General features: G+C 73.0%; 20 protein-coding genes and 1 pseudogene. 7 read left to right on the forward strand and 14 right to left on the reverse strand.

Annotated elements, in window-relative coordinates; all coding sequences use genetic code 11:
• Positions 1-2: 2 nt before the first annotated feature.
• The gene (locus ABZ117_RS27365) at positions 3-2018 is read right to left on the reverse strand and encodes a PEP/pyruvate-binding domain-containing protein (RefSeq protein WP_356824461.1); all 2016 of its coding nucleotides are present in this window, start codon (positions 2016-2018) and stop codon (positions 3-5) included.
• Positions 2015-3388 (reverse strand): ATP-grasp domain-containing protein, encoded by a 1374-nt coding sequence (locus tag ABZ117_RS27370; protein WP_356824462.1) that lies wholly within the window; start codon positions 3386-3388, stop codon positions 2015-2017. The genes ABZ117_RS27365 and ABZ117_RS27370 overlap by 4 nt, the downstream gene beginning before the upstream one ends.
• 345 nt (positions 3389-3733) lie before the next feature.
• Between ABZ117_RS27370 and ABZ117_RS27375 the strand changes: the two genes are divergently transcribed.
• Complete coding sequence (locus tag ABZ117_RS27375) at positions 3734-5017, forward strand: PAS domain-containing protein (protein ID WP_356824463.1); 1284 nt, start codon at positions 3734-3736, stop codon at positions 5015-5017.
• A gap of 310 nt (positions 5018-5327) precedes the next feature.
• Positions 5328-6284 (forward strand): annotated as a pseudogene (locus ABZ117_RS27380) (VWA-like domain-containing protein); the annotation flags it as partial.
• On the opposite strand, the gene ABZ117_RS27385 reads toward ABZ117_RS27380, so the two are convergent.
• Positions 6184-6426, reverse strand: a complete 243-nt coding sequence (locus ABZ117_RS27385) for a hypothetical protein (protein ID WP_356824464.1) — start codon at positions 6424-6426, stop codon at positions 6184-6186. The pseudogene ABZ117_RS27380 and the gene ABZ117_RS27385 overlap by 101 nt on opposite strands.
• A 202-nt stretch (positions 6427-6628) precedes the next feature.
• On the opposite strand from ABZ117_RS27385, the gene ABZ117_RS27390 reads away from it, so the two are divergent.
• Both ABZ117_RS27390 and ABZ117_RS27395 read left to right on the forward strand, forming a co-directional pair.
• Positions 6629-7837, forward strand: a complete 1209-nt coding sequence (locus tag ABZ117_RS27390; protein WP_356824465.1) for a phospholipase D-like domain-containing protein — start codon at positions 6629-6631, stop codon at positions 7835-7837.
• A gap of 261 nt (positions 7838-8098) precedes the next feature.
• Positions 8099-8605 carry a MarR family transcriptional regulator gene (locus tag ABZ117_RS27395; RefSeq protein ID WP_356824466.1) on the forward strand — a complete coding sequence of 169 codons (507 nt, stop codon included), beginning with the start codon at positions 8099-8101 and terminating at the stop codon, positions 8603-8605.
• 34 nt (positions 8606-8639) lie between these two features.
• Here ABZ117_RS27395 and ABZ117_RS27400 read toward each other — a convergent pair whose 3' ends face one another.
• From ABZ117_RS27400 to ABZ117_RS27430, 7 genes are all read right to left on the reverse strand, one after another.
• Positions 8640-9827 (reverse strand): PP2C family protein-serine/threonine phosphatase, encoded by a 1188-nt coding sequence (locus ABZ117_RS27400; protein ID WP_356824467.1) that lies wholly within the window; start codon positions 9825-9827, stop codon positions 8640-8642.
• A complete protein-coding gene (locus ABZ117_RS27405; protein WP_356824468.1) occupies positions 9805-11658 on the reverse strand; it encodes a SpoIIE family protein phosphatase in 1854 nt (617 codons plus the stop codon). The genes ABZ117_RS27400 and ABZ117_RS27405 overlap by 23 nt, the downstream gene beginning before the upstream one ends.
• The gene (locus ABZ117_RS27410; protein WP_356824469.1) at positions 11642-11944 is read right to left on the reverse strand and encodes a hypothetical protein; all 303 of its coding nucleotides are present in this window, start codon (positions 11942-11944) and stop codon (positions 11642-11644) included. Before ABZ117_RS27410 ends, ABZ117_RS27405 begins: the two co-directional genes overlap by 17 nt.
• A complete protein-coding gene (locus ABZ117_RS27415; RefSeq protein ID WP_356824470.1) occupies positions 11941-12384 on the reverse strand; it encodes an anti-sigma regulatory factor in 444 nt (147 codons plus the stop codon). Before ABZ117_RS27415 ends, ABZ117_RS27410 begins: the two co-directional genes overlap by 4 nt.
• Entirely contained in the window at positions 12377-12682 is a 306-nt protein-coding gene (locus tag ABZ117_RS27420; RefSeq protein ID WP_356824471.1) for a hypothetical protein, read from the reverse strand. The genes ABZ117_RS27415 and ABZ117_RS27420 overlap by 8 nt, the downstream gene beginning before the upstream one ends.
• Positions 12683-12843: 161 nt before the next feature.
• Entirely contained in the window at positions 12844-13740 is an 897-nt protein-coding gene (locus ABZ117_RS27425) for an STAS domain-containing protein (protein WP_356824472.1), read from the reverse strand.
• A gap of 127 nt (positions 13741-13867) precedes the next feature.
• The gene (locus ABZ117_RS27430; RefSeq protein WP_356824473.1) at positions 13868-15037 is read right to left on the reverse strand and encodes a PP2C family protein-serine/threonine phosphatase; all 1170 of its coding nucleotides are present in this window, start codon (positions 15035-15037) and stop codon (positions 13868-13870) included.
• Between the two features lie 198 nt (positions 15038-15235).
• Here ABZ117_RS27430 and ABZ117_RS27435 point away from each other — a divergent pair, with 198 nt between their 5' ends.
• A complete protein-coding gene (locus ABZ117_RS27435) occupies positions 15236-15673 on the forward strand; it encodes a MarR family transcriptional regulator (protein ID WP_356824474.1) in 438 nt (145 codons plus the stop codon).
• Between the two features lie 506 nt (positions 15674-16179).
• Here the strand turns inward: ABZ117_RS27435 and ABZ117_RS27440 are convergent.
• The 4 genes from ABZ117_RS27440 to ABZ117_RS27455 form a co-directional block, all read right to left on the reverse strand.
• Entirely contained in the window at positions 16180-17349 is a 1170-nt protein-coding gene (locus ABZ117_RS27440; RefSeq protein WP_356824475.1) for a zinc-dependent alcohol dehydrogenase, read from the reverse strand.
• Positions 17346-17822, reverse strand: a complete 477-nt coding sequence (locus ABZ117_RS27445) for a hypothetical protein (protein ID WP_356824476.1) — start codon at positions 17820-17822, stop codon at positions 17346-17348. Before ABZ117_RS27445 ends, ABZ117_RS27440 begins: the two co-directional genes overlap by 4 nt.
• A gap of 314 nt (positions 17823-18136) precedes the next feature.
• Positions 18137-18679, reverse strand: a complete 543-nt coding sequence (locus ABZ117_RS27450) for an MOSC domain-containing protein (protein WP_356824477.1) — start codon at positions 18677-18679, stop codon at positions 18137-18139.
• 265 nt (positions 18680-18944) lie between these two features.
• Entirely contained in the window at positions 18945-20456 is a 1512-nt protein-coding gene (locus ABZ117_RS27455) for a hypothetical protein (RefSeq protein WP_356824478.1), read from the reverse strand.
• A gap of 234 nt (positions 20457-20690) precedes the next feature.
• Here ABZ117_RS27455 and ABZ117_RS27460 point away from each other — a divergent pair, with 234 nt between their 5' ends.
• Together ABZ117_RS27460 and ABZ117_RS27465 are read left to right on the forward strand one after the other, a co-directional pair.
• The gene (locus ABZ117_RS27460) at positions 20691-21614 is read left to right on the forward strand and encodes a Ku protein (RefSeq protein ID WP_356824479.1); all 924 of its coding nucleotides are present in this window, start codon (positions 20691-20693) and stop codon (positions 21612-21614) included.
• A gap of 48 nt (positions 21615-21662) precedes the next feature.
• On the forward strand, positions 21663-21863 hold the full coding sequence (locus tag ABZ117_RS27465) for a hypothetical protein (protein ID WP_356824480.1): 201 nt from the start codon (positions 21663-21665) through the stop codon (positions 21861-21863).
• Positions 21864-21893 lie beyond the last annotated feature (30 nt).

The raw sequence follows: 21893 nt of genomic DNA on the forward strand, positions 1-21893 counted from the left end.
CCTCACCGGGCGTAGGGGCGGACCTGGACCAGGTGGAAAGCCCCCTCCGCGGTCATGAGCCACTCGATGTCCAGGGCACCGTCGGGATCGTCCTCGCTGAAGTGGGACTGCAACAGGCGCCCCGCGAAGGCGAGTTCGGCCAGTGAGGCGCGTGTCGCCGCCGGGAGGTCCGCGCCCGACGAGCCGATGTCGACCGTACGCCCGCCGCCCTCGACGGTGTTGTAGAGGTACTGCTGCGGCAGCACCGTGCCGTCGACCACCTGCTCGGGCGAGCCGGGCGTGCAGTTCAGGTACACGTTGCGGAAGTCCTCGGGACGGGTGGGATCGCAGGTCACGAGCACGCCCCCCAGACCGGCGGGCACGTACTCCTGGACGATCACCCCCATGTAGGTGTCGTCCAGGGGGATGCCGACCTGGTGCCGCAGGCGCACACTGCGCGGCGACAGCAGCGACGCCCACACCTGCCGTACGGCGTCCATGAGCTGGTCCGTGCCGTGCACGGTGGTCACCGAGTCGTAGATCCCGGCGGCCGAGAAACCGGGCAGGTCCTCGGCGTTGGAGGAGGAGCGCACCACCAGACGGCATCCGTCGGCGGTGAGCGCCGCCACGGAGGCGGTGATCGCCCGCACCACCTCCTCGGGCATCGGCGTACTGCACGTCAGGTGCTGAAGGTGCAGGGACAGCGGGTCGATCACGTCGAGTGCCTCGAGTTCGAGCGCCATCTTCAGCTTGCCGATGCCCTGTTGGAGGGCGGGGGAGGAGGTGAGGAAGAGGTGGTGCAGCCGGAACGGCAACGCCACGCCCCGGGGGGCGCGGACCGTCCGTGCCACGCGTTCGGCCGCCGCGGCGCGCAGCTGCCGCGGTGACGCTCCCGGCTCGCCCAGCCGGGCGGCGAGGTGGCCGAGCAGATCGGGCCGTGGCGGGCGCGGGCGCGCGTAGAACGCCGTCAGGTCCGCCGTGCGGCTGTCCAGGACGTGGTGCAGTTCCCCGAGGTTGGCCGCCTTGGTGCCGTAACTGTCCCGGTCGGCGCACCGCAGCCGGTGCAGCTCCAGGATCGGCGCCTCCTCCAGCAGCGGTGTCTCGATGCGGATGCGCTGCTGGTGCCAGGCGGGCCGCTCCAGGGCCGGTGCGTGAGGCAGCCGCTCCAGCGTGACGGCGCCCTCACGCACGCGGTAGCGCACCCAGGCGCCGTCGAGGCCGTCCTGCCGGACGACGGCGTCCAGGTCGCGGACGATCGCGTTCGGGATCCCCCAGCCCGCCGCGAGGACGTTGGTGTGCGACAGCGGGGTCGTGGGGACCGTGTTGATGAACCCCGCGGTCCGGGGCACGTCGTCGGGCAGCCGGGGCATCGCCACGATGTCCGACCAGCCCAGCTCCCCGGCCGCGCTCTCATACTCAGCCGTGGTGCGGAAGTAGCGCAACCGCCCTTCGGTCTCGCCCGGGTTGAGGCAGGTGCGGGTGCGGTTGCCGAACAGCTCGTGGCTGAGGACGCGCGGCACGCGCGCCTCCCCGATCGCGGCCAGCTCGTGCTCCTGGCCGTGGTTGGCGGGCTTCAGCAGCAGCGGCAGGCGGCCGTCCACCCGTCCGCGCACGTAGTGGTAGAACTCCTCCAGCAAGGGCCCCGGCATCGTGTCCGCCTCGGTCGTCTCCAGCACGAGGAAGGGCCGCTCGGAGCCGTCGGTCTCCTCCTCGCTGTGCAGGGACACCACTCCGAGGAGGAACCGGCGTTCGGGGTCCATGTACACCGACGCGTTGAACGCGTCGAGTTCGGCGTCGAGTTCGTCCAGCGTCATGCCGAGGACACGGGTCGCGATGTAGTCGACGTGGAACGGATGCACCCGGGTGTCGAGCAGATGCCAGGTGTTCTCGGCACGGTCCACGACGACCTTGAGGTACGGGTGTCCGGCCAGTACCCCGGACAACGCGCGGAACAGCGGCAGCGACAGGTTCGCGCCGATGACGGTACGGTCGCCGGCGCCGGCGTCGGGCACGGCCGCCCCGGCCGGTACGTGCGTCATGCGCGAGCCTCCTCGGTGACGTCCGTGGGCAGGATCCGCGGCAGGGCGTCCACCACGGCGGCGAAGTCGCTCACGACGGTCTGCGGCCGGTCGGCCGACAGCAGGCACACGGCCGCCATGGTGTTGGCGCCGGCGGCGGGGTCGTACACCGGCACGGGGGCGCCGTCGGGCAGGGCGCTCTCGGCGACGACGGACAGCGTGCTGCCCGCCCCGACAGGGGCCGAACGGACGACCGTCGCGGAGTCCCACAGATGGCGGCGGGCCCAGGGCGAACCGTCACCGTTCACGGCCAGCACCACCAGGGACCCGGCCGCGCCGACGGCGTCCTGCGGCGTCAGCGTCCGGGCCGGCCAGGCGGGTGAGCCGCCGAGCAGCTGATCGGTGAACATGCCGGCCAGGTCGAGACCGAAGACCTGCTCGATCTGCGGCAGCGTCATCGCGCCGCCGAAACGCGCCGCCGTCTCGATCACCCACATACGTCCGTCCGCGCCCAGCTTGATCTCCGTGTGCGTGCCGCAGTCCTCCAGACCCAGGGCGTCCACGGCGCGCCCGGCCAGCTCCACGATCCTGTCCTGCGCCGCGCCCCCCAGCGCCGCCGGGGTGATACCGGCACGCTCGGTGAACGGTGCAACCGTCGGCATCCGGCCGCTCACGCAGACCGGACGGAACGCACCGCCGACGACCACGCCCTCCACGCTGACGTAGTCACCCCAGCCGGCACCGTCGAACCACTCCTCGGCGCAGCCGCTGACGATCTCCTCGACGATGAAGTCCTCGCCGGCCCCGGCGACATGCAGCTCCGCGAACCCGAGCAGCGCCGACTCCGCCATCACCGCCCGCGACCGCTGCCAGGCGTCCCGCACGTCCCCGGGCGCCTCGATGATCTGGTGGGCGGTCGAACCGGCGCTCCACGCGGCCTTCAACAGCAGCGGGAACGACAACTCCACTGCGGCGCGCTCCAGTTCCGCCGCCGTCGTCACCGCGCGGAACCGGGGCTGCGGTATCCCCCGGCGCTCCCACGCCGCCCGCATCAGCCGCTTGTCCCGGGCCAGCGCGGCGGCGGGCCCGGCGCCACGCAGCCCGAGCCGCCGGGACGCCTCGGCGACCGCCACCACCGCGTACTCCGAGAAGGTGACGACCGCCTCCGCGCTCACCTCCCGGGCCCGGGCCGTGATGACCTCCACGAGGTCGCGCCCCTCCGCAGCGGTGTGCGTGACCACCGAGTCGCACAGGCTCGCGGCCCGTTCCGCCACCGTGGCGGGCAGTTCGCTGAGTGCCAGCAGGTGCACCGCGGACCTCGCGGCCACCCGCGCGAGGGCGTGTCCCACCGGGGGGCCGCCCTTGGCATGCACGTACAGCACCTTGCTCACCGATACCCAACTCCCTTGGTCGTCCCGAAGGCCCGGACGCGGGCCGCGCCCGGACGGGATACGGCGGCCGGCGAAACGCCGCGCCGGTGTGAAGCCGGCTGCCGCGCCGTCTACTTCAAGCGAACCAGCCCCAACTGCCCCCGACTGCGCGCAGACAGGCGAAGCGTTCAGGCAAATGCCTTACTGGTGCGGCTGGTTGTCGGCATGTGAAGACCGCGTGATGCGCTAGTGCCCGGCCGGTGCGCACGTGCGCGGCCTCCGCCCGGTCCGCATGTCTGCTCCGCCACGGGATACGCATGCTGTGTCACTCAACGTGATGTGGTGGACCATTGAAGGAGTTGGGCCGTGGACGAGGCCGATTTCAAGACGCTGCTCGCGCCCCTTCCGGTGTCCTGGTGGGAGGCCGACGACGGGCTGGGAGTGGTCGACAGCGGGGGTGGCGCGTTCGACGACGACGGGGCCGCGCGACGCTTCCTCGAAGCCCTCCGCGCCGACCGCGGTGGGCCGTCCGGCCTCCCGGACGCGCCCTACCGGGTGCGCTTCGAGGGCCGTACATTCCACGTCAACTGGCCGGCCCGCCGCGACGGCGCGGGCCGCGACGGCGGCAGGGGAGCGGCCGTCGAGGTGGGTGGCCGGCCGGAGGACAACCCGTACGCCGCGTTCGCCGACCTCACCCCGGCCGCGGCCTTCGTGCGCGACGCCACCGGCCGCTACCTGTGGGCCAACCACGCGTACGCCCACCTGTACCGCACCACGCGCGACGCCGTGATCGGCCGCCATCTCGCCGAGGTCGACGAACCGGACGACGTCACCCGGTTCCTCACCCTGGACCGGGCAGTGCTCGCCGAGGGCCGGCCCGTACGGCACACCCTCACCTACCGGCGCCCCGACGGAACGTCCGGGCAGGCCGCCGGGTACCGCTTCCCCGTCCGCTGGGGCGGCCGCCGCTGTGTGGCGGGCATCTACGTCGACGTCACCGACTACACCCGGGCGCTGGCCCAGCGGCGCCGGGCGGAGGAGGACCTGAGGGCCCTGCGCGACCACAGCGGCCTCCTGTGCGTCCGACTGTCCACCGACGGACTGGTGGGGGAGGCCGGTACCGCGGTCGCCGAACTCCTGCGCGTCCGCCTCTCCGACCTCATAGGGCTGCCGGCCGACACCCTGCTGGCGAGGACACCCGAACGCACCGCGGTGCACCGGATCTGGCACGACCTCGTCGGCGGCCGGCGCAGAAGCGCCCGGACCTCCGCGGTGCTCGTCGACGGAGACAGCCGGCAGCGCCGCGTGCGGGTCCACCTGAACGCCGTGTGCCACGCCGCGGAACGCGTGCCCAGTATCTGGGCCGTCATCACCCACGTCGGCCTGCGCCACGAGCCCCAGCCGTCACTGACTCCCAGCCAGGTACGCATCCTCGCCCTGCTGGCCGCCGGGCACAGCAACGCGGACATCGCGGGAACGCTGCACCTCTCCCGGCAGACGGTCGACTACCACCTGAGCCGGTTGCGCGACCTGCTGGACGCCCCCACCCGCCCCGCCCTGGTCGCCCGCGCCTACGTGCTCGGCATCCTCTCCCCCCAGGCATGGCCGCCACGGTCCGCCACGGCGGCCCACCCACTGAGTCCGGTGTGAGAGGGCCGCGTCGGGCGCCGCGAAAAAGGGGGGACACGGCCTCGGACGCGTGGCTGGGATCCTGACGATGATCCGCGCGCCGTGCGCGACCGCCACGGCACCGACGCCGCCACCCACCTCCGTGCGGAACCTGCGCCGGCTGGCGCCGGACCTGCCGCGCCGGCGCATGCCCCGGATCCCGCCCGACGGCCGGCTCAGACCGGCCTCACCCTCTCCCTGGCCTGTTGCCGCATTGTGGGAGGGAACCGGCCCCTCGGGACACCACCCGCACCCGCATCCCGACCGCCGTTTCCGGCTCGACCCGCACCGGCACCTACGGGACGCCGGCCGGAGCGGCGAACTCGCGCGGCGGTGCGCGGCGCTGGACTGCGGCAGCGGTGCCGACGGACAGGTACGGCCCTGGGAGCTGGGGCCCGACGGGGCTCGCGGCCTGAGCGGGCAGCAGCGGGACGCGGTCCGCTTCCGGGTCGCCGAGGGGATCAGGGCCCGGCCGGGTGACGCGCCGCAGGGACGGCGCCGGTGGGCGGACGAGGCGTTCCACCCGCCGCAGCCGTGGCCGCAGCTGCTGGGCGCGGCGGTCCGCTCGGCGGCGGACGCGCCGGGGGCCGGCGAGATTCACAGCTACCGTCGCCCGTCGCGGCGTTCGGCCGGGGTCCCCGGGGTGCTGCTGCCGGGCCTGCGCCGCACACGGCCCCGGGTCCGTGCCGTCATCGACACCTCCGGCTCGGTGAGCGACGCCGAACCGGGCGGCGCGCCGCTGGAGGTGGCGGCGATCGCGCGGGCGGTGGGCGGGCGGCGCGACCCGGTCCCGGTGATCTCCTGCGACGCGGCGGCCGGGGTCGCGGTCCCCCTGTGCCGCGCCGAGGACATCGAACTGAGCCGCGGCGGGGGGACGGACCTGCGCTCCGGTTTCGCCCGGGCGCTGCGCTCCCGGCCCCGCCCGGGGGTGATCGTCGCCCTCACGGACGGTCTGACGCCGTGGCGGTCCGAGCAACCGTCCTGCCGCACCGTCGTCGGCCTCTTCACCCGCCTCGCGCGTGCTGTGGACGAGGAGAACGCCGAGTACGTCCCGGACACCCCGCCACCCTGGGCGCGCGTCGTCACCATCAGCCGAGCGGCGCGGTGGGGTGGGGGAGGACGCCGGGCGCGGCCCGCCCGTCGGCCCCCTACTCGACGGCCGGGTCCTCCTGGCCCTGCCGGACAGCCTTCTGCACGGCCTGTTCCACCTCGTGCTCGTCGGCCCCCGTGGCCTCGGCGCGCCGGGTGACGGCCGCCCGCGCCGCCTCGGACGCCGCCCGCCAGCGACGCCACTGCGCCTCGTACTCGTCACCGGTGAGGCCGGCGAGCGCGGCCCGTTCCTCCTGGGCGCATCGTTCCAGCCTGACCAGCTCATCGGGGACGTCTGCCACGGGGACAGATCCTAGTCGGCGCGCGTCACGCGCCGGCCATCGGACTCATCGCCCGATCGGGTAGACCTGCGGTCGTCCCCCGTCCCGGGCGGTGCGTCCCCGGGCAGGGGGAGTGAGACACGGACCGCCGGGCATGTGCTTCTGCGGGCTCGTCCGGCGAAGCCCGCACCCATCCGCACCCCCGGCCCTACGGAGTACCTGCGTGATCCTCGACGGCATACCGGCAGCTCCCGCCCGTGGCACCGCGTCCGACGCGGCTGCCCGCAAGCAGCGCCTGCGCCGCCGTCTGGAACGGCTGATCGGCATCGCCGCCACCGAGGGCAACGAACTTTTTCCGCTGCGCAACGGCGATCAGATCTTCCCCGCGATGCTGGGGGCGATCCGGTCGGCCCGGCACACGATCGACATGATGACGTTCGTGTACTGGCGCGGCCAGATCGCCCGTGATTTCGCGACCGCCCTCGCCGAGCGCGCCCGCGAGGGGATACGGGTGCGCCTGCTGCTCGACGGCTTCGGTGCCAAGGAGATCGAGCGGGACCTGCTCGACCTCATGGACGAGGCAGGCGTTCAGGTGGCCTGGTTCCGCAGGCCCGTCTGGCTGTCGCCGTTCAAGCAGAACCACCGCTGTCACCGCAAGGCCCTGATCGTCGACGAGGACACCGCGTTCACCGGCGGTGTCGGCATCGCGGAGGAGTGGTGCGGCGACGCCCGCGGGCCGGGTGAGTGGCGCGACACCCACGTCCAGGTGCGCGGTCCGGCCGTGGACGGCATCGCGGCGGCGTTCGCGCAGAACTGGGCCGAGTGCCACGACGAACTCTTCGACGACCGCGACCGCTTCACCGAGCACCGTCAGGCCGGCTCGTCGGTCGTGCAGGTCGTGCGCGGCTCGGCGAGCATCGGCTGGCAGGACATGCAGACCCTGATCCGGGTCATGCTCACCTCGGCCGAGGAGCGCTTCCGCCTCGCCACCGCCTACTTCGCCCCCGACACCTACTTCATCGACCTCCTGTGCCAGACCGCCCGGCGCGGTGTGCGCGTGGAGATCCTGCTCCCCGGCCCGCACACCGACCAGCGCGCCTGCCAGCTCGCCGGCCAGCACCACTACACCCGACTCCTCCAGGCCGGCGTGCACATCCGGCAGTACCGGCCGACCATGATGCACGCCAAGATCATCACGGTGGACTCGGTCGCCGCCCTCATCGGTTCCACCAACTTCAACCGCAGGTCCATGGACCACGACGAAGAGGTCATGCTCGCCGTCCTGGACGAGACGTTCACCGCCGAACTCGACCGCGACTACGACGAGGACCTGCGGCAGAGTGTGGCCATCGACCTCGCCCGGTGGAGACGGCGCGCGGTCCTCCAGCGTGTCAAGGAGGCCGCCGTTACCCCGGTCCGCCGGTTCCTGTGACCTCCGGGCCCGGCGCCCGGCCTCGTCGGGGCTGCCGGACGGAGTCGGCCCGCCTCCTGCCCGGGCACGGACGGGCACGGACGGGCACGGACGGAGAAGTTTCCCTCAGACAATAGTTGTCGGCCGGGAATGAACTGTTCCGGTCACCTCAGCTCATACGATGGCCCGGCCGGCGGTGCTTGCCCGGCGGCTCGTCGGGTAACCGCGTTTGAATGAGGGTGGTATCCGTATGGGCAGGCTATTACTGAAAGCGATGTGTTCGTGACTCGTCTCAGTGGCTCGGGAGACGACCGGCCGGGCGGACCGGGGGACGACGACCCTCTGTCCGTCGCGCGGGAGATCGCCGATGCCGCGGACGGTCTGGCGAACCTGTGGTCGGTGGCCGCCCAGGGCGCGAGCCTGCGGCTGTCACCCCACCAGCTGCGGGCCCTTCGGATCCTGGAGTCACAGCCGGGGCTCAATCTCACCGCTCTGGCCGAGGGGATGGAGATAGGGCCGCCGACCGCCAGCCGGCTGTGCGACCGGCTGGAGGCGGCCGGTCTCCTCGAACGTCTGCTGCATCCGCACAGGCGGCGGGAGGTGCGGCTGGTCCTCACCGGTCCCGGTCGGCACGTCCTCGGTGAAGTGGCCGCCCGCAGGTCACAGGCGCTCGCCGCGGTCCTCGCGGCCATGACACCCGGCGAGCGGGACGCGCTGAGCCGGGGGATGCGGGCGTTCCTGGCCGCTCAGGCCGGCCCCGGCCGGGGGACCGACGGCCCCGGACCCTGAAGCGCCGCACGCCGGCCCACGCTGCCGCTCGGCGTCAGGCCGGCGGGCCGTGCCAGTCGAGGCAGACCACGGCGGCGTCGGACATCAGCTCCTTGCTGCCGTGGTGCTCGATCAGCCCGGCGACGACCGCGCGGGCCGTCTCGTGCGGCGGTGCGGGGCGGGTGGCGCCGAGGATCAGGCGCAGGGCCTGTTCGCCGAAGAGATCGCCGCCGGCGGACCGGGTCCCGTGCACACCGCTGCTGACCACGAGGAGCCGGTCGCCGGGCTCGACCTGAAAGCTCTGCTCCTCGTAGACCGTCTCCTCGAACATCCCCAGCGGCATCTGCGCCTCCAGCTCGATCCGCTCGGTGTGGCCGTCGCGCTGGCGGAACAGCTGGGGCGAGCCCGCGTCCACCGCGCGTGCCGCGCCGGTGGCCAGGTCGAACGCCAGCAGCAGGGTGGAGGCGTACATCTTGCCGCCGTACTGGGCGTAGACGGCCTGGTCGGCGAGGGACGCCTGGTCGGCCAGGCCGATGCCGGCGCGGCGGGCGTTGCGCAGCGCACCCACGGTGAGGCTGGTGAGCAGCGAGGCGTCGATGCCCTGCCCCATGCCGTCGGTGACGGTGAGGACGAGGCGGTCTGCGGTGGTCGACCAGTCGAAGTTGTCCCCGCCGATCGCGTAGGCGGGCTCGAGATGGGCGCCGATGACGTACTCGTCGCGGGCGCAGCCCCGGCCGGGCAGCAGCTGCCACTGCATCTCCGCGGCGAGGGTGAGACGGCGGGTGCGACGCGCCTGGAGATAGAGGTCGGTGTCGCGGCCGGCGGTGGTGACCTCATGCCCCAGCGCCGTGGCGAAACCGCCGAGCTGGAGCACGGTGTCCGGGCCGGCGGCCCCCGCCGGCAGGCGCACGGAGAGCACGCCCAGACGGTCGCCGCGCACCGTGATGGGCAGATGCACCAGATGGCCGGCCGGCTCCTGGAGGACCTCGATCACCGGGTTCTGGGTGAGGAAGGCGCTGCCGGCGGGACCGTCGTGGGCGGAGACCGGGGTGCCGGTGTGCGGCAGGTGGGACACCGGTTGCAGAACCGTCAGGCCGTAGTCGGCGAGCAGGAGGGTCACCTCCTGCGCTCCGACACCCTCGGCGAGGATGCGGCGGGCCGTGGCGACCAGCGCGTGGGGCGCGGCCGCGCGCAGAAGGGCCTCCGCCGACGGGAGCGGTTCAGAAGCTTTCACTGCATCCACCCTCTCGCCTCGTGTCCTCCACGCTACCCCGAGAGCGTCCGCCTCCAGGACGCCGGGTGGGCGACGGACGCCGGTCCGCCTCTTCCCGTCCGGACGGTGACATGGTGTGGCACATCAGCACGCAGACGTCGTCGTCGCGTTCTGAGTCGTGCAGCAGGGGCTTGAGCAGCGCGTCGGCCACGGCGTCCAGATCCTGTTCCAGCTCGGCCGTGCTCAGCGCGCCCAGCGCCCGGCCGAGCCGCTCGATGCCGGGGTCGATGCCCTGTGCCCGGCGTTCGACCAGGCCGTCGGTGTACAGCACCAGGGACGAGCCCGCGGGCAGGTCCGCCCGGTGGTCCGCGTACGCGTAGGGCACGGGGATACCCAGCATCACACCGGGCTTGGCGTTCAGCACGCGTACGGTGCCGTCGGCGTCGCGCACCACGGCGGGCGGGTGACCGGCCGACGCCCAGACCACCTCCGGCTCACCCGGCCGGAAACGGGCGATCATGGCGGTGGCGTACAGCTCCGGCTGCAGGTGCCGGAGCATGCGGTGCAGGTGCGTGAGGATGTCGCCGGGGCTGTCGTTCTCGACGGCGTACGCCCGTAGCGCCGTACGCAACTGGCCCATGACCACGGCGGCGTGCAGACCGTGCCCGGTGACGTCGCCTATGACGGCCAGCAGGCTGCCGTCCGGCTGGAGGAAGGCGTCGTACCAGTCGCCGCCGATGTTCAGACCCCGGGTGGCGGGCAGGTAGCGCGCGGCCAGGAGCAGACCGGACACGGTGGGCAGGTCGGTCAGCTGAGCGTGTTGCAGGGTCTCGGCGGTGTCGCGGTACTGCTCGTAGCGGCGCGCGTTGTCCAGGGCGACACCGACCCGGCGGGCGAGTTCGACCAGCATCACCGTGGTGTCCGCGTCGAAGCGCGGCCCGGGCGCGGTGAGGGTGAGGACCCCCAGCTGACGGTGCGCCACCAGGGGGATGGCCAGCACCGGGCGCTGCGGGGACGGGGCGGACGGCGGAAGGTCCCCGGTGCCGGGCAGCCTCCCGGGGTGGGCGGCGGCGTGCTGGGGACGGCCGGTACGGGCGGCGGCGACCGCGGCGTCCGGACGCTCCCGCACGCGGTGCGCGTCCGCGCCGTACTCCTGCTGCTCCCCGTCCTCCTCGTCGAAGAGCCATACGTCGAGGTGCTCCGCGTACCCCGGGACCAGCATGTCGGAGAGGCGGCGCAGGATGGCCGTATGGCTCAGCGACGCCGTGATGGCGGCGCTGGCGTCCCCGAGGAAGGTCAGCAGCCGCCGGGCCCGCTCGGCCTCGGCGCGCGCGGTCCGCTCGGCCTCGAGGAGTTCGCGCTGGGCCAGCGCCGCGGCCTCCAGGTCGGAGTGCAGCGCCAGGACGCCCTGGTTGGTCTGGTGCAGCTCCTCCAGGTGCAGCCGGACGAGGCGTTCCCGTTCGTCCAGGACGTCCAGTACGGCCGCGGTGTTCTCGTCGGCGCGCAGCAGGGCCTCGGGCAGCGTCGTGTCGTCGGCCGGGCCGTCCGGGGCGGGCCGGTGCGGCAGGGGGCAGACGAGGGCCGGCTCGTCGTCCGGGCCCGGCACCGGTGAGCCGGCCCGCCGCAGCGAGACCTCGAGCCGGCCTTCCCGGCCGGCCGTGCTCTGCCGGGCGTGGAGCCGGAGTTCCCACGTGCCGCCCTGGTCGAGGCAGCGGCGCAGCCGTGCCGTCAGGGACGTCAGCAAGCGGGCGCGGTCCAGCACCGGCGCGCCGCCGTCCGTGGCGACGCGGTCGACGGCCACGCGGGCCCGGGCCGCGTCGCCGACGGACGCGATCTTCCAGACATCAGGGGTTGCGGTCATGGACGTCCGTCCGGAGGTCAGGGGTCAGTACGGCCACACTGCTGTCGTCGCGCGGGGGGCGTACGGCGTCGCCGGCGTCCCGGGGGACCCGGCGTGCCGCCGGCACGTCCGGGAGGCCCGGCCCGTGGCCGGGCGAGGCGATGCGTACGCACGGTGCGCTGTCCGCGAGGGTGCCCGACGGGCCGGCCGTGCGGACGCCGGTGTGGCCGCCGCTCGCGGGTTCGGCGAGGCCGGTCACCGGCTCGCCGGCGGTCGGCGCCACGACCGCCACGGCTCGCGCGTTCATGACGCACCGGTACGGGGTGAGGGCAGGCAAAGAGCCCAGTCGGTGATGGTGACGGTGGTGCCCCGGTCCGGGCCGGTGTCGAGGGCGAACTCCCGGACGAGCCGCCGGGCCCCGCTCAGACCGAGGCCCAGGCCGCCATTGGTGGTGTACCCGTCGGTCATCGCCCGTTCGACGTCCCGTATCCCGGGGCCGGCGTCGACGAAGGAGAGCCGCAGTCCCCGGCGGGCCCCGTCCCCGAGCAGCGTCATCTCCATGTGTCCGCCGCCCCCGTGGACGAGGGTGTTCCGGGCCAGTTCGCTGGCCGCGGTCACCAGCTTCGTCTGCTGGACCAGCCGGAAACCGAGGTCGGCGGCGGCTTGACGCACCCGCTGGCGCACCCGGGAGAGATCCGCGTCCGAATCGATGGGCAGGCGCGCGGTCGGGGAGAGGGGGTCATGCATCACGCACCCTCTTCCGGGTGACCTGGGTGACTGGGTGAGCCAGGCGACCCGGGCGACCCGGGTGAGCGGGCAACGCTTCCGGAACCGTGTCCCTCAGCGGCGACAGGGCCCTTCCGGCGTCCAGGGCGGTGACCGGGCCGGGCAGCGTGAGCCCCGGCTCGACCAGGGTGTTGGCCGCGGCCGGACGCATGCCGGCCGGCACGGTCCGCGTGGCCGGCAGGCGCGTGCTCCCCGCGGTCTCGGCGAGGATATGGCCGAGGAAGGGGGCGACCATCTCCACACCGGAGACGTCGATCACGAAACCGCCCACCGGGGCCGGTGCGGACCCGATGCGATGGACGATGCCGGACCGCGGTCGTCCGGCCGTCTCGTCGTGCGGCCGTCCTTGCAGGGTGACCAGCGGGACGTCTCCCAGCGCCGGTACCGGCACCGGACCCGGACGGGGGGCGGGCGAGCGGGTCACCGCGGGATCGCTCCCGCGGCCGGGGCCGGAGAGACGACGAGGCCCTGCCGGCCGAGCGCGTACGCCAGCGCGTCGGCGAGGCCGGCCCGCGTGATGATCGACCCCAGGTCGATGCCGAGCTGGACGATGGTCTGCGCGATGGCGGGACGGATACCGGAGACCACACACTCCGCGCCCGTCAGACGGGCCGCGGCGACCGTCCTCATCAGGTGCTGGGCCACGCCCGAGTCGACGGTCGGCACACCGGTGATGTCGAGGATCGCGAACCGGGCCCGCTGGTCCACGATCGCTTCCAGCAGGCTCTCCATGACGATCTGGCTGCGGGCGCTGTCCAGGGTCCCGATCAGCGGTACGGCGACGACGCCGTCCCACAGCCGGATGACCGGAGTGGCCGCCTCCAGCAGCTGATGGCGCTGCCGGGCGATCAGTTCCTCGGCCGCGCCGACCGTCGTCTCCAGGACCACCAGACGCAGCGTGCCCATGAGCACCGTGAGCGCGAGCCGGCACGCGTGCGCCTGCTCCTCACCGGGGTCCGCGAACTCGGCGTCCAGCAACGCGGTCACCGGTGCGCGCAGACCGGCGACCTCACCGGCGATCTGCGACGGGGTGGACCCGGCCCGGGCCCGGGAGGCGGACATGCGGCCGAGCTGCTCCCTCACCGTGCCGAAGCCGGACGCCCCGATGTCCTCCAGCCGCCCGGTGCGGGCCACCTCGGCCAGGGCGTCCACCACCGCCTTGCACGCCTCGACCGCCTCGCCGCGGGAGACTGTGAAGACGGTACGGAACAGGGTGGCGTCCGCCCACCGCTGGGCGATCTGCTCGCGGCGCCGTTCCAGGAAGCCGCCCAGCCGTTGCGCCACCTCGGAGGCCGTCTCGTGCTCCGCCACCTGCATCGTCTCCCTGTTCTGGGCTCCTGCGGCCGGCCGAACGACGAGCCATCAAACAATTATTGCTTTATGGCAAACATTAGCGTGAGCGCTGTCGGGGAACAACACGCGATCGTCACAACCGCGCGCCCGGTCACCGGCCGGCCGGCCTCCCGTGCCAGTCCAGGCAGACGGTCACCGCGTCGTCGTCCGGCATGGCCTCGCCCCGGTGACCGGCAAGCTCGCGCAGGATGGCGCGCGGCACGTCGGCCGCGGGCAGCAGCCGGGTCGACTGGATCGCCCGCGCGAGAGCGGCCTCCCCGTACGCCTCTCCTTCCGGGGAGGCCACGGCATGCACCCCGTCGCTGACGAAGACCAGCCGGTCGCCGGACTCGGCCCGGAAGTCCTGGGTCACGTAGTCGGTCTCCTCGAACATGCCCAGCGGCAACTGGGCCTCGAACCCGACGTGTTCCACGACGCCGTCGCGCAGCCGCCACAGTTGGGGAGAGCCCGCGTCCACCACCTCCGCCCGGCCGGTGCCCAGGTCGAAGTCGATCAGCAGGACCGACACGTGGCAGCGTCCGCGGTAGTGGGCGTAGACGGCCTGGTCGGCGAGGGCGGCCTGGTCGGCGAGGGGGATGCCGGCCCGGCGGGCGTTGCGCAGGGCGTTGATGGCGAGGTTGGTCAGCAGGGACGCTTCTATGCCCTCGCCCATGCCGTTGGTGACGTACAGCATCAGGTGGTCGGCGGTGGCGGACCAGTCGAAGTTGTCGCCGAAGATGCCGTAGGCGGGCTCCAGTTGGGCGCCCAGGTCGTACTCGGCGCGCGAGCAGGAACGGCCGGGCAGGAGCTGCCACTGCATCTCGGCGGCCAGGGTCAGCCGGTCCTTGCGCCGCGCCTGGAGATACAGATCGGTGTCCCGCTCGGCGACCAGCAACTCGCGCCCCAGCACCTCGGCGATCTCGCAGAGTTCGGTCTGATGGCGGCCGGCGTCAACCGCGGCCAGGGTCACGGACAGCACACCGAGCCGGTCCCCGCGCACGCTGACCGGCAGGTGCAGGCACGCCCGCCCGTCCCTGAGGTCCTCGCGGTAGCACTGCCGGGAGCCGAACGCGCGTCCGGCGGGGCTGTTGTGCACCGACACCGGCTCCAGCGTGTGCGGCAGCACGGACACCGGCTGGAGCACGGTCAGACCGTAGTCGGCCATGAACAGCTCGACGGCCTGCGCGCCGTACCGTTCGACCAGTACGGCGCGCAGGACGCCGAGCAACTCGTGGGGAGCCGCCGTGCGCAGAGCACGCTCAGCGGCCACACATCCGTCCATGAGGAAAAGCACCCATCCTTCGCCGGTCGACGTACGGCCGCGGCACACCGGCCGAGCTTGTGAAGGGGCTGCGACGGTCGCCCCGGATCATCTTCAGCGGGCGCGTGCGCCTAGTACGCTGACAGGCGCCCCAGTGCCTGCGAGAGTGTGACCGTGACTGCCTTCCGCCGCCGTCCAGAGCCCGATGAGGTCGCGCGTGTGACCACCACGGCCGTCGAGCTGCTGGAAGTCGTGTGGGGCCGCGCCTCCACCGCGCCCACCTCCGCGTCCCAGTTGCGGGTGCTGCACATCCTGGAACACCACGACGGCATCAACCTGCGCACCCTCGCCGAGTCTCTCGCGTCGACCCCGCCGTCCACCAGCCGTCTGTGCGACCGGCTGGTGGCCGCCGGGTTCGTGGAGCGGGTGGTGAGCGCGCAGGACAGGCGTGAGGTGCGGCTGCATCTCAGCGGCCGGGGCCGCGCGTTCCTCGTCGACCTGCGCGGCCGCAGGGAGAGGGAGCTGCGCAAGGTGCTGGCGGATATGCCCGCGGTCAAGCGGACCGCGCTCCTGGAGGGGCTGGAGGCGTTCTGCGTCACCGCGGCGACGCAGATCTTGGACGACGACGCCCCTGACTCCGGCAGCCGGACCGCCTGAACCGCCGGCCGCCCAGCCGCCAGCCCCGCCTGCCGGCACGCGGAGCGCTGCCCGTCCGACGGGGGCGTACCCCGTCCCCACGCTGTATCCGTCCGGCACCGTCCCATTGTTGCCCGAGGGCCACTATTGTCAATCGCAACAATACGGCCCATTTCCGGCGATACCGCACGCAATCCGTCCCCCGGCCCGCGTCCCGTGCGCCGTCACCGCCACCGGTGGAGCGCCGGCCACGGTACAGCCGGGGACCGCGGACAGCGCACCGGCTGCGGCGATCGCTCGCCACACTACGAAGGCACACCCCGGAGACGCATCCCGGAGACGCACTCCGGAGACGCACCCGAAGATCCGGCCTTTGCCGCGCCCGGCCTGCTCCATCCCTGCGGCCCTGACAGTCCCTCGGGGATGCTGCTGACGAACACCGCTGCCAACGTGACCAGGCAAGGGGACCGCCGACAACAGGGGCCGCCCCCGGTCAGCACGCCTCCGCCCCGCCAACGCTCTCTTCGCTACGGCCGGATGACGGCCCGCACGCAGCCGTCGTCCTTGTCCTTGAACATCTCGTACGCCCGCGGCGCCTCGCCCAGCGGCACGCTGTGGGTCGCCAGATGCGACGTGATCAGCTCCCCGGCCGCCATCCGGTCGAGCAGCATCGGGATGTAACGCTGACCGTGCTGCTGGGCGCCGCGTACGGTCAGGCCCTTGTTGATCACCGCACCGAGCGGGAATTTGTCGACCGCGCCCGCGAAGACACCGAGCACGAAGACGGTGCCGCCCTTGCGGCAGGCGTGGATGGCCTCCCGGACCGCGGTGGGGCGGTCCGTCTGGAGCCGCAGCTGCTGCTTCACCTGGTCATAGGCGTGCACCAGGGTGTCGCTGTGCGCCTCCATGCCGACCGCCTCGATGCACACGTCCGGGCCCCGGCCGCCGGTCCGCTCGCGCAGCTCCGCGCCGACGTCGGTGGCCGTGTAGTCGATGACCTCGCTGCCGATGTGCCGCTCGGTCATCGCCAGCCGCTCCGGGATGCGGTCGATGGAGATCACGCGTTCCGCCCCGAGCAGGATCGCGGCCCGCGCCGCCATCTGCCCGACAGCCCCGCAACCCCATACGGCGACCACGTCACCGGGCTGCACCCCACCCAGGTCGGCGCCCATCCAGCCGGTCGGCACCGAGTCCGACACGAACAGCGCGCTCGTGTCGTCGATACCCTCCGGCACGGGGAAGGCGCCGTAGTCGGCGAACGGCACGCGGACGTACTCGGCGTGGCTGCCGCGCAGACCACCCATGGCGTGCGAGTAGCCGAAGATCCCGCCGGTGTCGGCACCGAAGAGTGCCTGACCGATGCCGGGATTGGTGTTGGTGTTGTCGCACAGCGACCACAGGTCGTGCGAGCAGTACCAGCACCGGCCGCAGCCGACGAACGAGGCGACGACCACCCGGTCGCCCACGCGGTGCTTGCGGACACCCGGACCGACCTCGACGACCTCGCCGAGGAACTCGTGCCCGATGACGTCCCCGGCCCGCATGAAGGGGATGTAGCCGCCGATGAGATGCAGGTCGGATCCGCAGGTGGTGCCCGCGACGAGCCGGACGATCATGTCCTGGTCGTTGTGCAGCACCGGGTCGGGGACGTCTTCGACGGCGAGCTTGTTCACGCCTTCCCAGCACAGGGCCTTCACAGCACTCCCTCCCCGCCGGCGCGCCGGCTCAGCAGTCCCACCAGTTTTCCGCCCGGAGTGTCGTGCGTGGTGGACGGTGTGTCCGGCTGCATCACCTCTCCCGTCTCCAGCAGCGCCTTGGCCTCGCGCAGGGCGCGCCGCAGATCCTGACGCGGGTCGGCGCCGGCGAGCCGGGCGGGCAGGGAACGGGAGGCGGCGGTGCCCGGTTCCCTGAGACGTACGGCCAGTTCCGTGCCCCGGTCACCGGGCGCGGGAAGAATCCGTGTCTCGATACGGCCGGCGTGCTCCCGCAGCGGGGACGGCAGCTTCTCGGGGTCCAGGTCGCCGGGTTGGCAGTTGACCGTGACCGTCAGCCAGCGGTTGTCGTCGGCCGTCGCCGACCCGGACCGCACGGCCGCCCGCCGAACGGCGACGGCGGCGGCCCCGGCGGCGAGACTCACCCCGGCGGTCCACATCACCTTCCGGGCGGTCACCGGCGATCATCTCCACCAGCGGGTACGGGGCGCGCGTACGTTGTCATGACCATCCAGCCCTCTCTTCCACCACAACGGCGGGAACGTCTCGCGCGGCGGGTACCCCACCGGTGCGGCGCAACCCCCGCGGCGGCGGAGCGCCGCATCAGGCACCGGGCTCCCCGCCGGGACCACGTCGCGCCGGGCAGCAGAGCGGACGTCGCGCCGGGCGGCAGAGCGGGCGTGCAAGGGAGTTCCGCCGAAGGAGGCAGCCACTCCTGGCCGGGGAAGACTGTTACGGCGGGCCAGGCAGCGGCCCGCCGGGGGGAGGGAGGTCAGACCCGCGCCAGGCGCCGGTGCGGCTCGCTGGGAAGCTCCACCCGGATCGTGTCGCCCGGACGCACCGCACCGCCCTCCCTCACGACGCTCATGATCCCGGCCTTGAGCACGAGGCGCCCGGCTTCGTCGCGGCCGACCACCCGCTTCAGCAGTCCGTCCTGGAAGCGGTCGATCTGCCGGCACGGGTTGCGCAGGCCGGTCACCTCCAGCACCGCCTCGTCGCCGATGCGCAGCAGCGTGCCGACCGGCAGGCCCAGCAGATCGATGCCGCTGGTGGTGATGTTCTCGCCCAGGTCACCGGGTGCCACCCGGAACCCCTCCGCACCGACCTCGGCGAACAACTCCTCATGGATGAGGTGGACCTGACGAAGGTTCGGCTGGGTGGGGTCCTGGGCGACCCGGGAGCGGTGCTTGACCGTCACACCGGCATGCACGTCGCCCTCCACACCGAGCCCGGCGAGCAGCGTGATGCTGTCCCGGTTCGGCTTGGTGAACGAGTACACGCCGTTGCTGCTGACCGCCGTCACTGTCCCGCTCATCCCCGGTCCCCTTCCTCGGTGACAATGCCCGACCACGACTCTAACGCCGGTCGCGGGCCCCTCACCGCAGTGGAACGGCAGGCCCCGGTACCACCGTACGGCGCGAGCGTGACCGGAGGCTTTCGCTCCCTTCACCCACGCGTGACCGGCAAGCACTCCCTCCCGGCCCGGACCCTGCTCACCACCCTGCTCACCACCCCGCTCAGCCGGCCGCCGACGCGTACGCGGCGTCCCGCCCCGGCCTCGACAGGCGCAGCCCCGGTACCTACGGCACCAGATCCGCCATCACGGCTGCGGGGAGCGAGGGGTTGGCGGCTGCCGCTTGCGCCACTCGCCAGTCGTCGTCGGCGAGCAGCCCGACGATGACCTGCGGCGGCAGCGCCGGGTGGCCGGCGGCTGCGGGCCGTGCCTGCGCGTCCGCCAGACAGGCGAGCAGGGCCGTACCGGTCGCCCGGGGATGCCGGGCGACCTCGCGCAGGGCCTTGTGGGCCGGCGGCACCTGTCGGGCCAGGTCCTCCAGCAGCGCGGCCGGTGCGTCCGGATTCGCCGCCACGCCGGCCGCGACCCGGACACCGTGGCGCTCGACCATGGCCCGCAGCCGGGTCTCCGAGAGCCCCGGATGCCGCGCGATGGACTTGATCACCTTCACGTCGGGGTCGGCGGCCAGCGCGTCCCGGATCGCGGCCGGCAGATCGCGCCGGGCGGCCACGAGCATCCGCACCTTCGGATCCGACGACGCGGACAGCTCCGCGACCTCGGCCGGAGTGGCGGCGGCGATACGCGGCAGCAGAGTCGGGCCGATCCTGACGGTGGCGGCCAGGCGGGAGAGGACATCGAGCGGCACGCGGGGATGGTGGGCGAGTCCACGCCGGACGGCGTGGTCACGGTCGGCGGCCAGCACACGCATCAGCGTGTCACCGATCGCCGGGTTCTCCGCGAGGTCGGCACGAACGCCGGGTGCGGGATCAACGGCGAGCCGGGCGGCCACCTCCGGCGGCAGGTCGCGACGGGCGGCGAGCTGAAGACGCAGCAGCACCGACGGGTGTTCGGCGAACCGGAGGACAGCCTCGACGGGTGTCGCGGGGTTCCGGAGCGCCAACTCGGCCGTCTCATGGACGGTGGACTCGTGGGAGCCGTCGCACGAGGCGCCGGCCCGAAGCTCGCAGTCGAGCCTCGGGCACTGCCGGTCGTGCGTGTAAGGCGTCTCCTCGCTGTCGCAGACCAGGCACCGCTCCGCCGGTTGGAGCCCTTCGCCCGTGACCAGCATCGCCAGCACCTCCGGTGGCGTCACCTCGTTGGCCGCCACCGCGCGGCGGACCTCCGCATGCGGGTGCCGCGCGAGACGCGCCGCCAGTTCCGCGGTCGTCCGCGACGCGAGTTCCGCGACGACGCGTATGTCCGAATCCACGGCAAGGGTCTCCCGTACATCGTCCGGAAGGCCGGGACAGGCGGCCAGCTTCGCCCTGCGCTCGACGTCCGCGTCCCGGGCGAGGAGCCGGGCCCACTCGGGGTCGCCGGAATGCTCGTCGAGCAGGGCGAGCGCGGCCCGCGGCTGTGTGACGGGGTCGACGTCAGCGGCGGTCAGCAGACCCTCGTACGCGAGTCGCACCGCGCTGTCCGGGAACCGCGCGGCCAGGTCGACCGCCTGGTCATGGCTGAGGCCGGCGCGGTCGGCGAGTGCGTCGGCGATGTCCGGGTCGGCGACCGCGATCAGACGTCCGACCAGTTCGCAGGGCAGAGCCGGGTTGACGGCGAGCCCGCACAGTACATGCTTCACGGAAAGACATACTGACCGGACCGCCGGCCGAACGGCCCATGGTTTTCGACAGGGCATGGAGTAGCCGCGCACGGCCCGGCCGGTGACCGGGGCACGCCCGATGGGCCGGCAGAGATCCTTGGCACCCCACCCGGGGGATCGCTCACCCGGGGGAGGGCCGGGCCGCCCCCACGTGCGGACCGGCCGCGGCGTCCATAGCCTGAGGGTGCTCGGGGCGTCTGCGGAAGGACAGCCATGCCCCGAACGATCTGGTCCGGCGCGATCTCCTTCGGTCTGGTCACGGTGCCGATCAACGTGGTCAGCGCCACCGAGGATCACAGCATCCGGTTCCACCAGTACCACCTGCCCGACCAGGGCCGGGTCCGCTACCGCAAGGTGTGCGAGCTGGAGGACCGCGAGGTCGCCCAGGAGGAGATCGGCAAGGGATACGAGCTGACCAAGACCATGGTCATCCCCATCACCGACGAGGACCTGCGCAATCTGCCGCTGCCGACCGCGAAGGCGATCGAGATCGACGCGTTCGTGCCCCTCGACTCGGTGGATCCGATCCGGATCGCCGAGGGCTACTACCTCCAGCCGGCCGGACAGGTCGCGGCCAAGCCGTACAAGCTGCTCGTCAAGGCGCTCAGCCGCTCGGCCAAGGTGGCCGTGGCGAAGTACGCCTGGTCCGGTCGGGAACGGCTGGGACTGCTGCGGGTGCGCGACGACGTCCTGGTCCTGCACGCCATGCACTGGCCCGACGAGATCCGCGAGCCCGCCGAGCTGCTGCCGCCGCCGGTGGAGGTGTCCGAGGGCGAGATCGAGGGCGCGCTCGCCCTCATGGACACCATGACCGTCGACAAACTCGAAGGGGAGGAGTTCCAGGACCGGTACACCGAGGCCATCGCGCGGATCATCGAGGCCAAACGCGAGGAGAAACCGCTGCCGGAAGCCCCGGCGCCGGAGCAGCCGGCCCAGGTACTCGACCTGATGGCGGCGTTGCAGGAGTCGGTGCAGAAGGCCAGGGCGTCCCGCGCCGGGGAGGCGGGCCCGGCCGACGTGCACGAGCTTCCCACGCCGAAGAAGAAGCCGGCCGCGAAGAAGCAGCCGGCCAAGAAGGCGACGGCCAAGAAGACCGCGGCCAAGAAGACGGCCGGACGCCGGCCGAGAAGTGCGTGACCGTATGAGCGTCCGCGGGCCGGTCCGGCGACGTGGGCCCCACCGCACATGACCGGCTCCGGCCGCTACCATCTGCGGCTCTCCGCCGACGGCAGACCGGTGCAGCACGGCTGGTGGGGCAGTGAGGAGACCGCGCGGGACAAGTTCCGGCGCTGGGTCGGCGAGTACGGCGGCATGCCCGGCGCCCGTGTCACCCTCACGGACGAGGAGACCGGCGACGTGCTGGCCACCTGGCCCGACCAGCGATAGCCCACCGCGCGACACCGCACCTCACCGGGT

This window comes from Streptomyces sp. NPDC006309 (assembly GCF_040613095.1).
Classification (GTDB): Bacteria; Actinomycetota; Actinomycetes; order Streptomycetales; family Streptomycetaceae; genus Streptomyces.

What these genes read in the sequence shown, in the direction of transcription:
- ABZ117_RS27460 (WP_356824479.1), top strand. Translation starts at nt 20,691, where the DNA reads ATGCCCCGAACGATCTGGTCCGGCGCGATCTCCTTCGGTCTGGTCACG.
- ABZ117_RS27415 (WP_356824470.1), bottom strand. Translation starts at nt 12,384, where the DNA reads ATGCATGACCCCCTCTCCCCGACCGCGCGCCTGCCCATCGATTCGGAC.
- ABZ117_RS27405 (WP_356824468.1), bottom strand. Translation starts at nt 11,658, where the DNA reads ATGACCGCAACCCCTGATGTCTGGAAGATCGCGTCCGTCGGCGACGCG.
- ABZ117_RS27425 (WP_356824472.1), bottom strand. Translation starts at nt 13,740, where the DNA reads ATGCAGGTGGCGGAGCACGAGACGGCCTCCGAGGTGGCGCAACGGCTG.
- ABZ117_RS27450 (WP_356824477.1), bottom strand. Translation starts at nt 18,679, where the DNA reads ATGAGCGGGACAGTGACGGCGGTCAGCAGCAACGGCGTGTACTCGTTC.
- ABZ117_RS27465 (WP_356824480.1), top strand. Translation starts at nt 21,663, where the DNA reads ATGACCGGCTCCGGCCGCTACCATCTGCGGCTCTCCGCCGACGGCAGA.
- ABZ117_RS27410 (WP_356824469.1), bottom strand. Translation starts at nt 11,944, where the DNA reads ATGAACGCGCGAGCCGTGGCGGTCGTGGCGCCGACCGCCGGCGAGCCG.
- ABZ117_RS27365 (WP_356824461.1), bottom strand. Translation starts at nt 2,018, where the DNA reads ATGACGCACGTACCGGCCGGGGCGGCCGTGCCCGACGCCGGCGCCGGC.
- ABZ117_RS27430 (WP_356824473.1), bottom strand. Translation starts at nt 15,037, where the DNA reads ATGGACGGATGTGTGGCCGCTGAGCGTGCTCTGCGCACGGCGGCTCCC.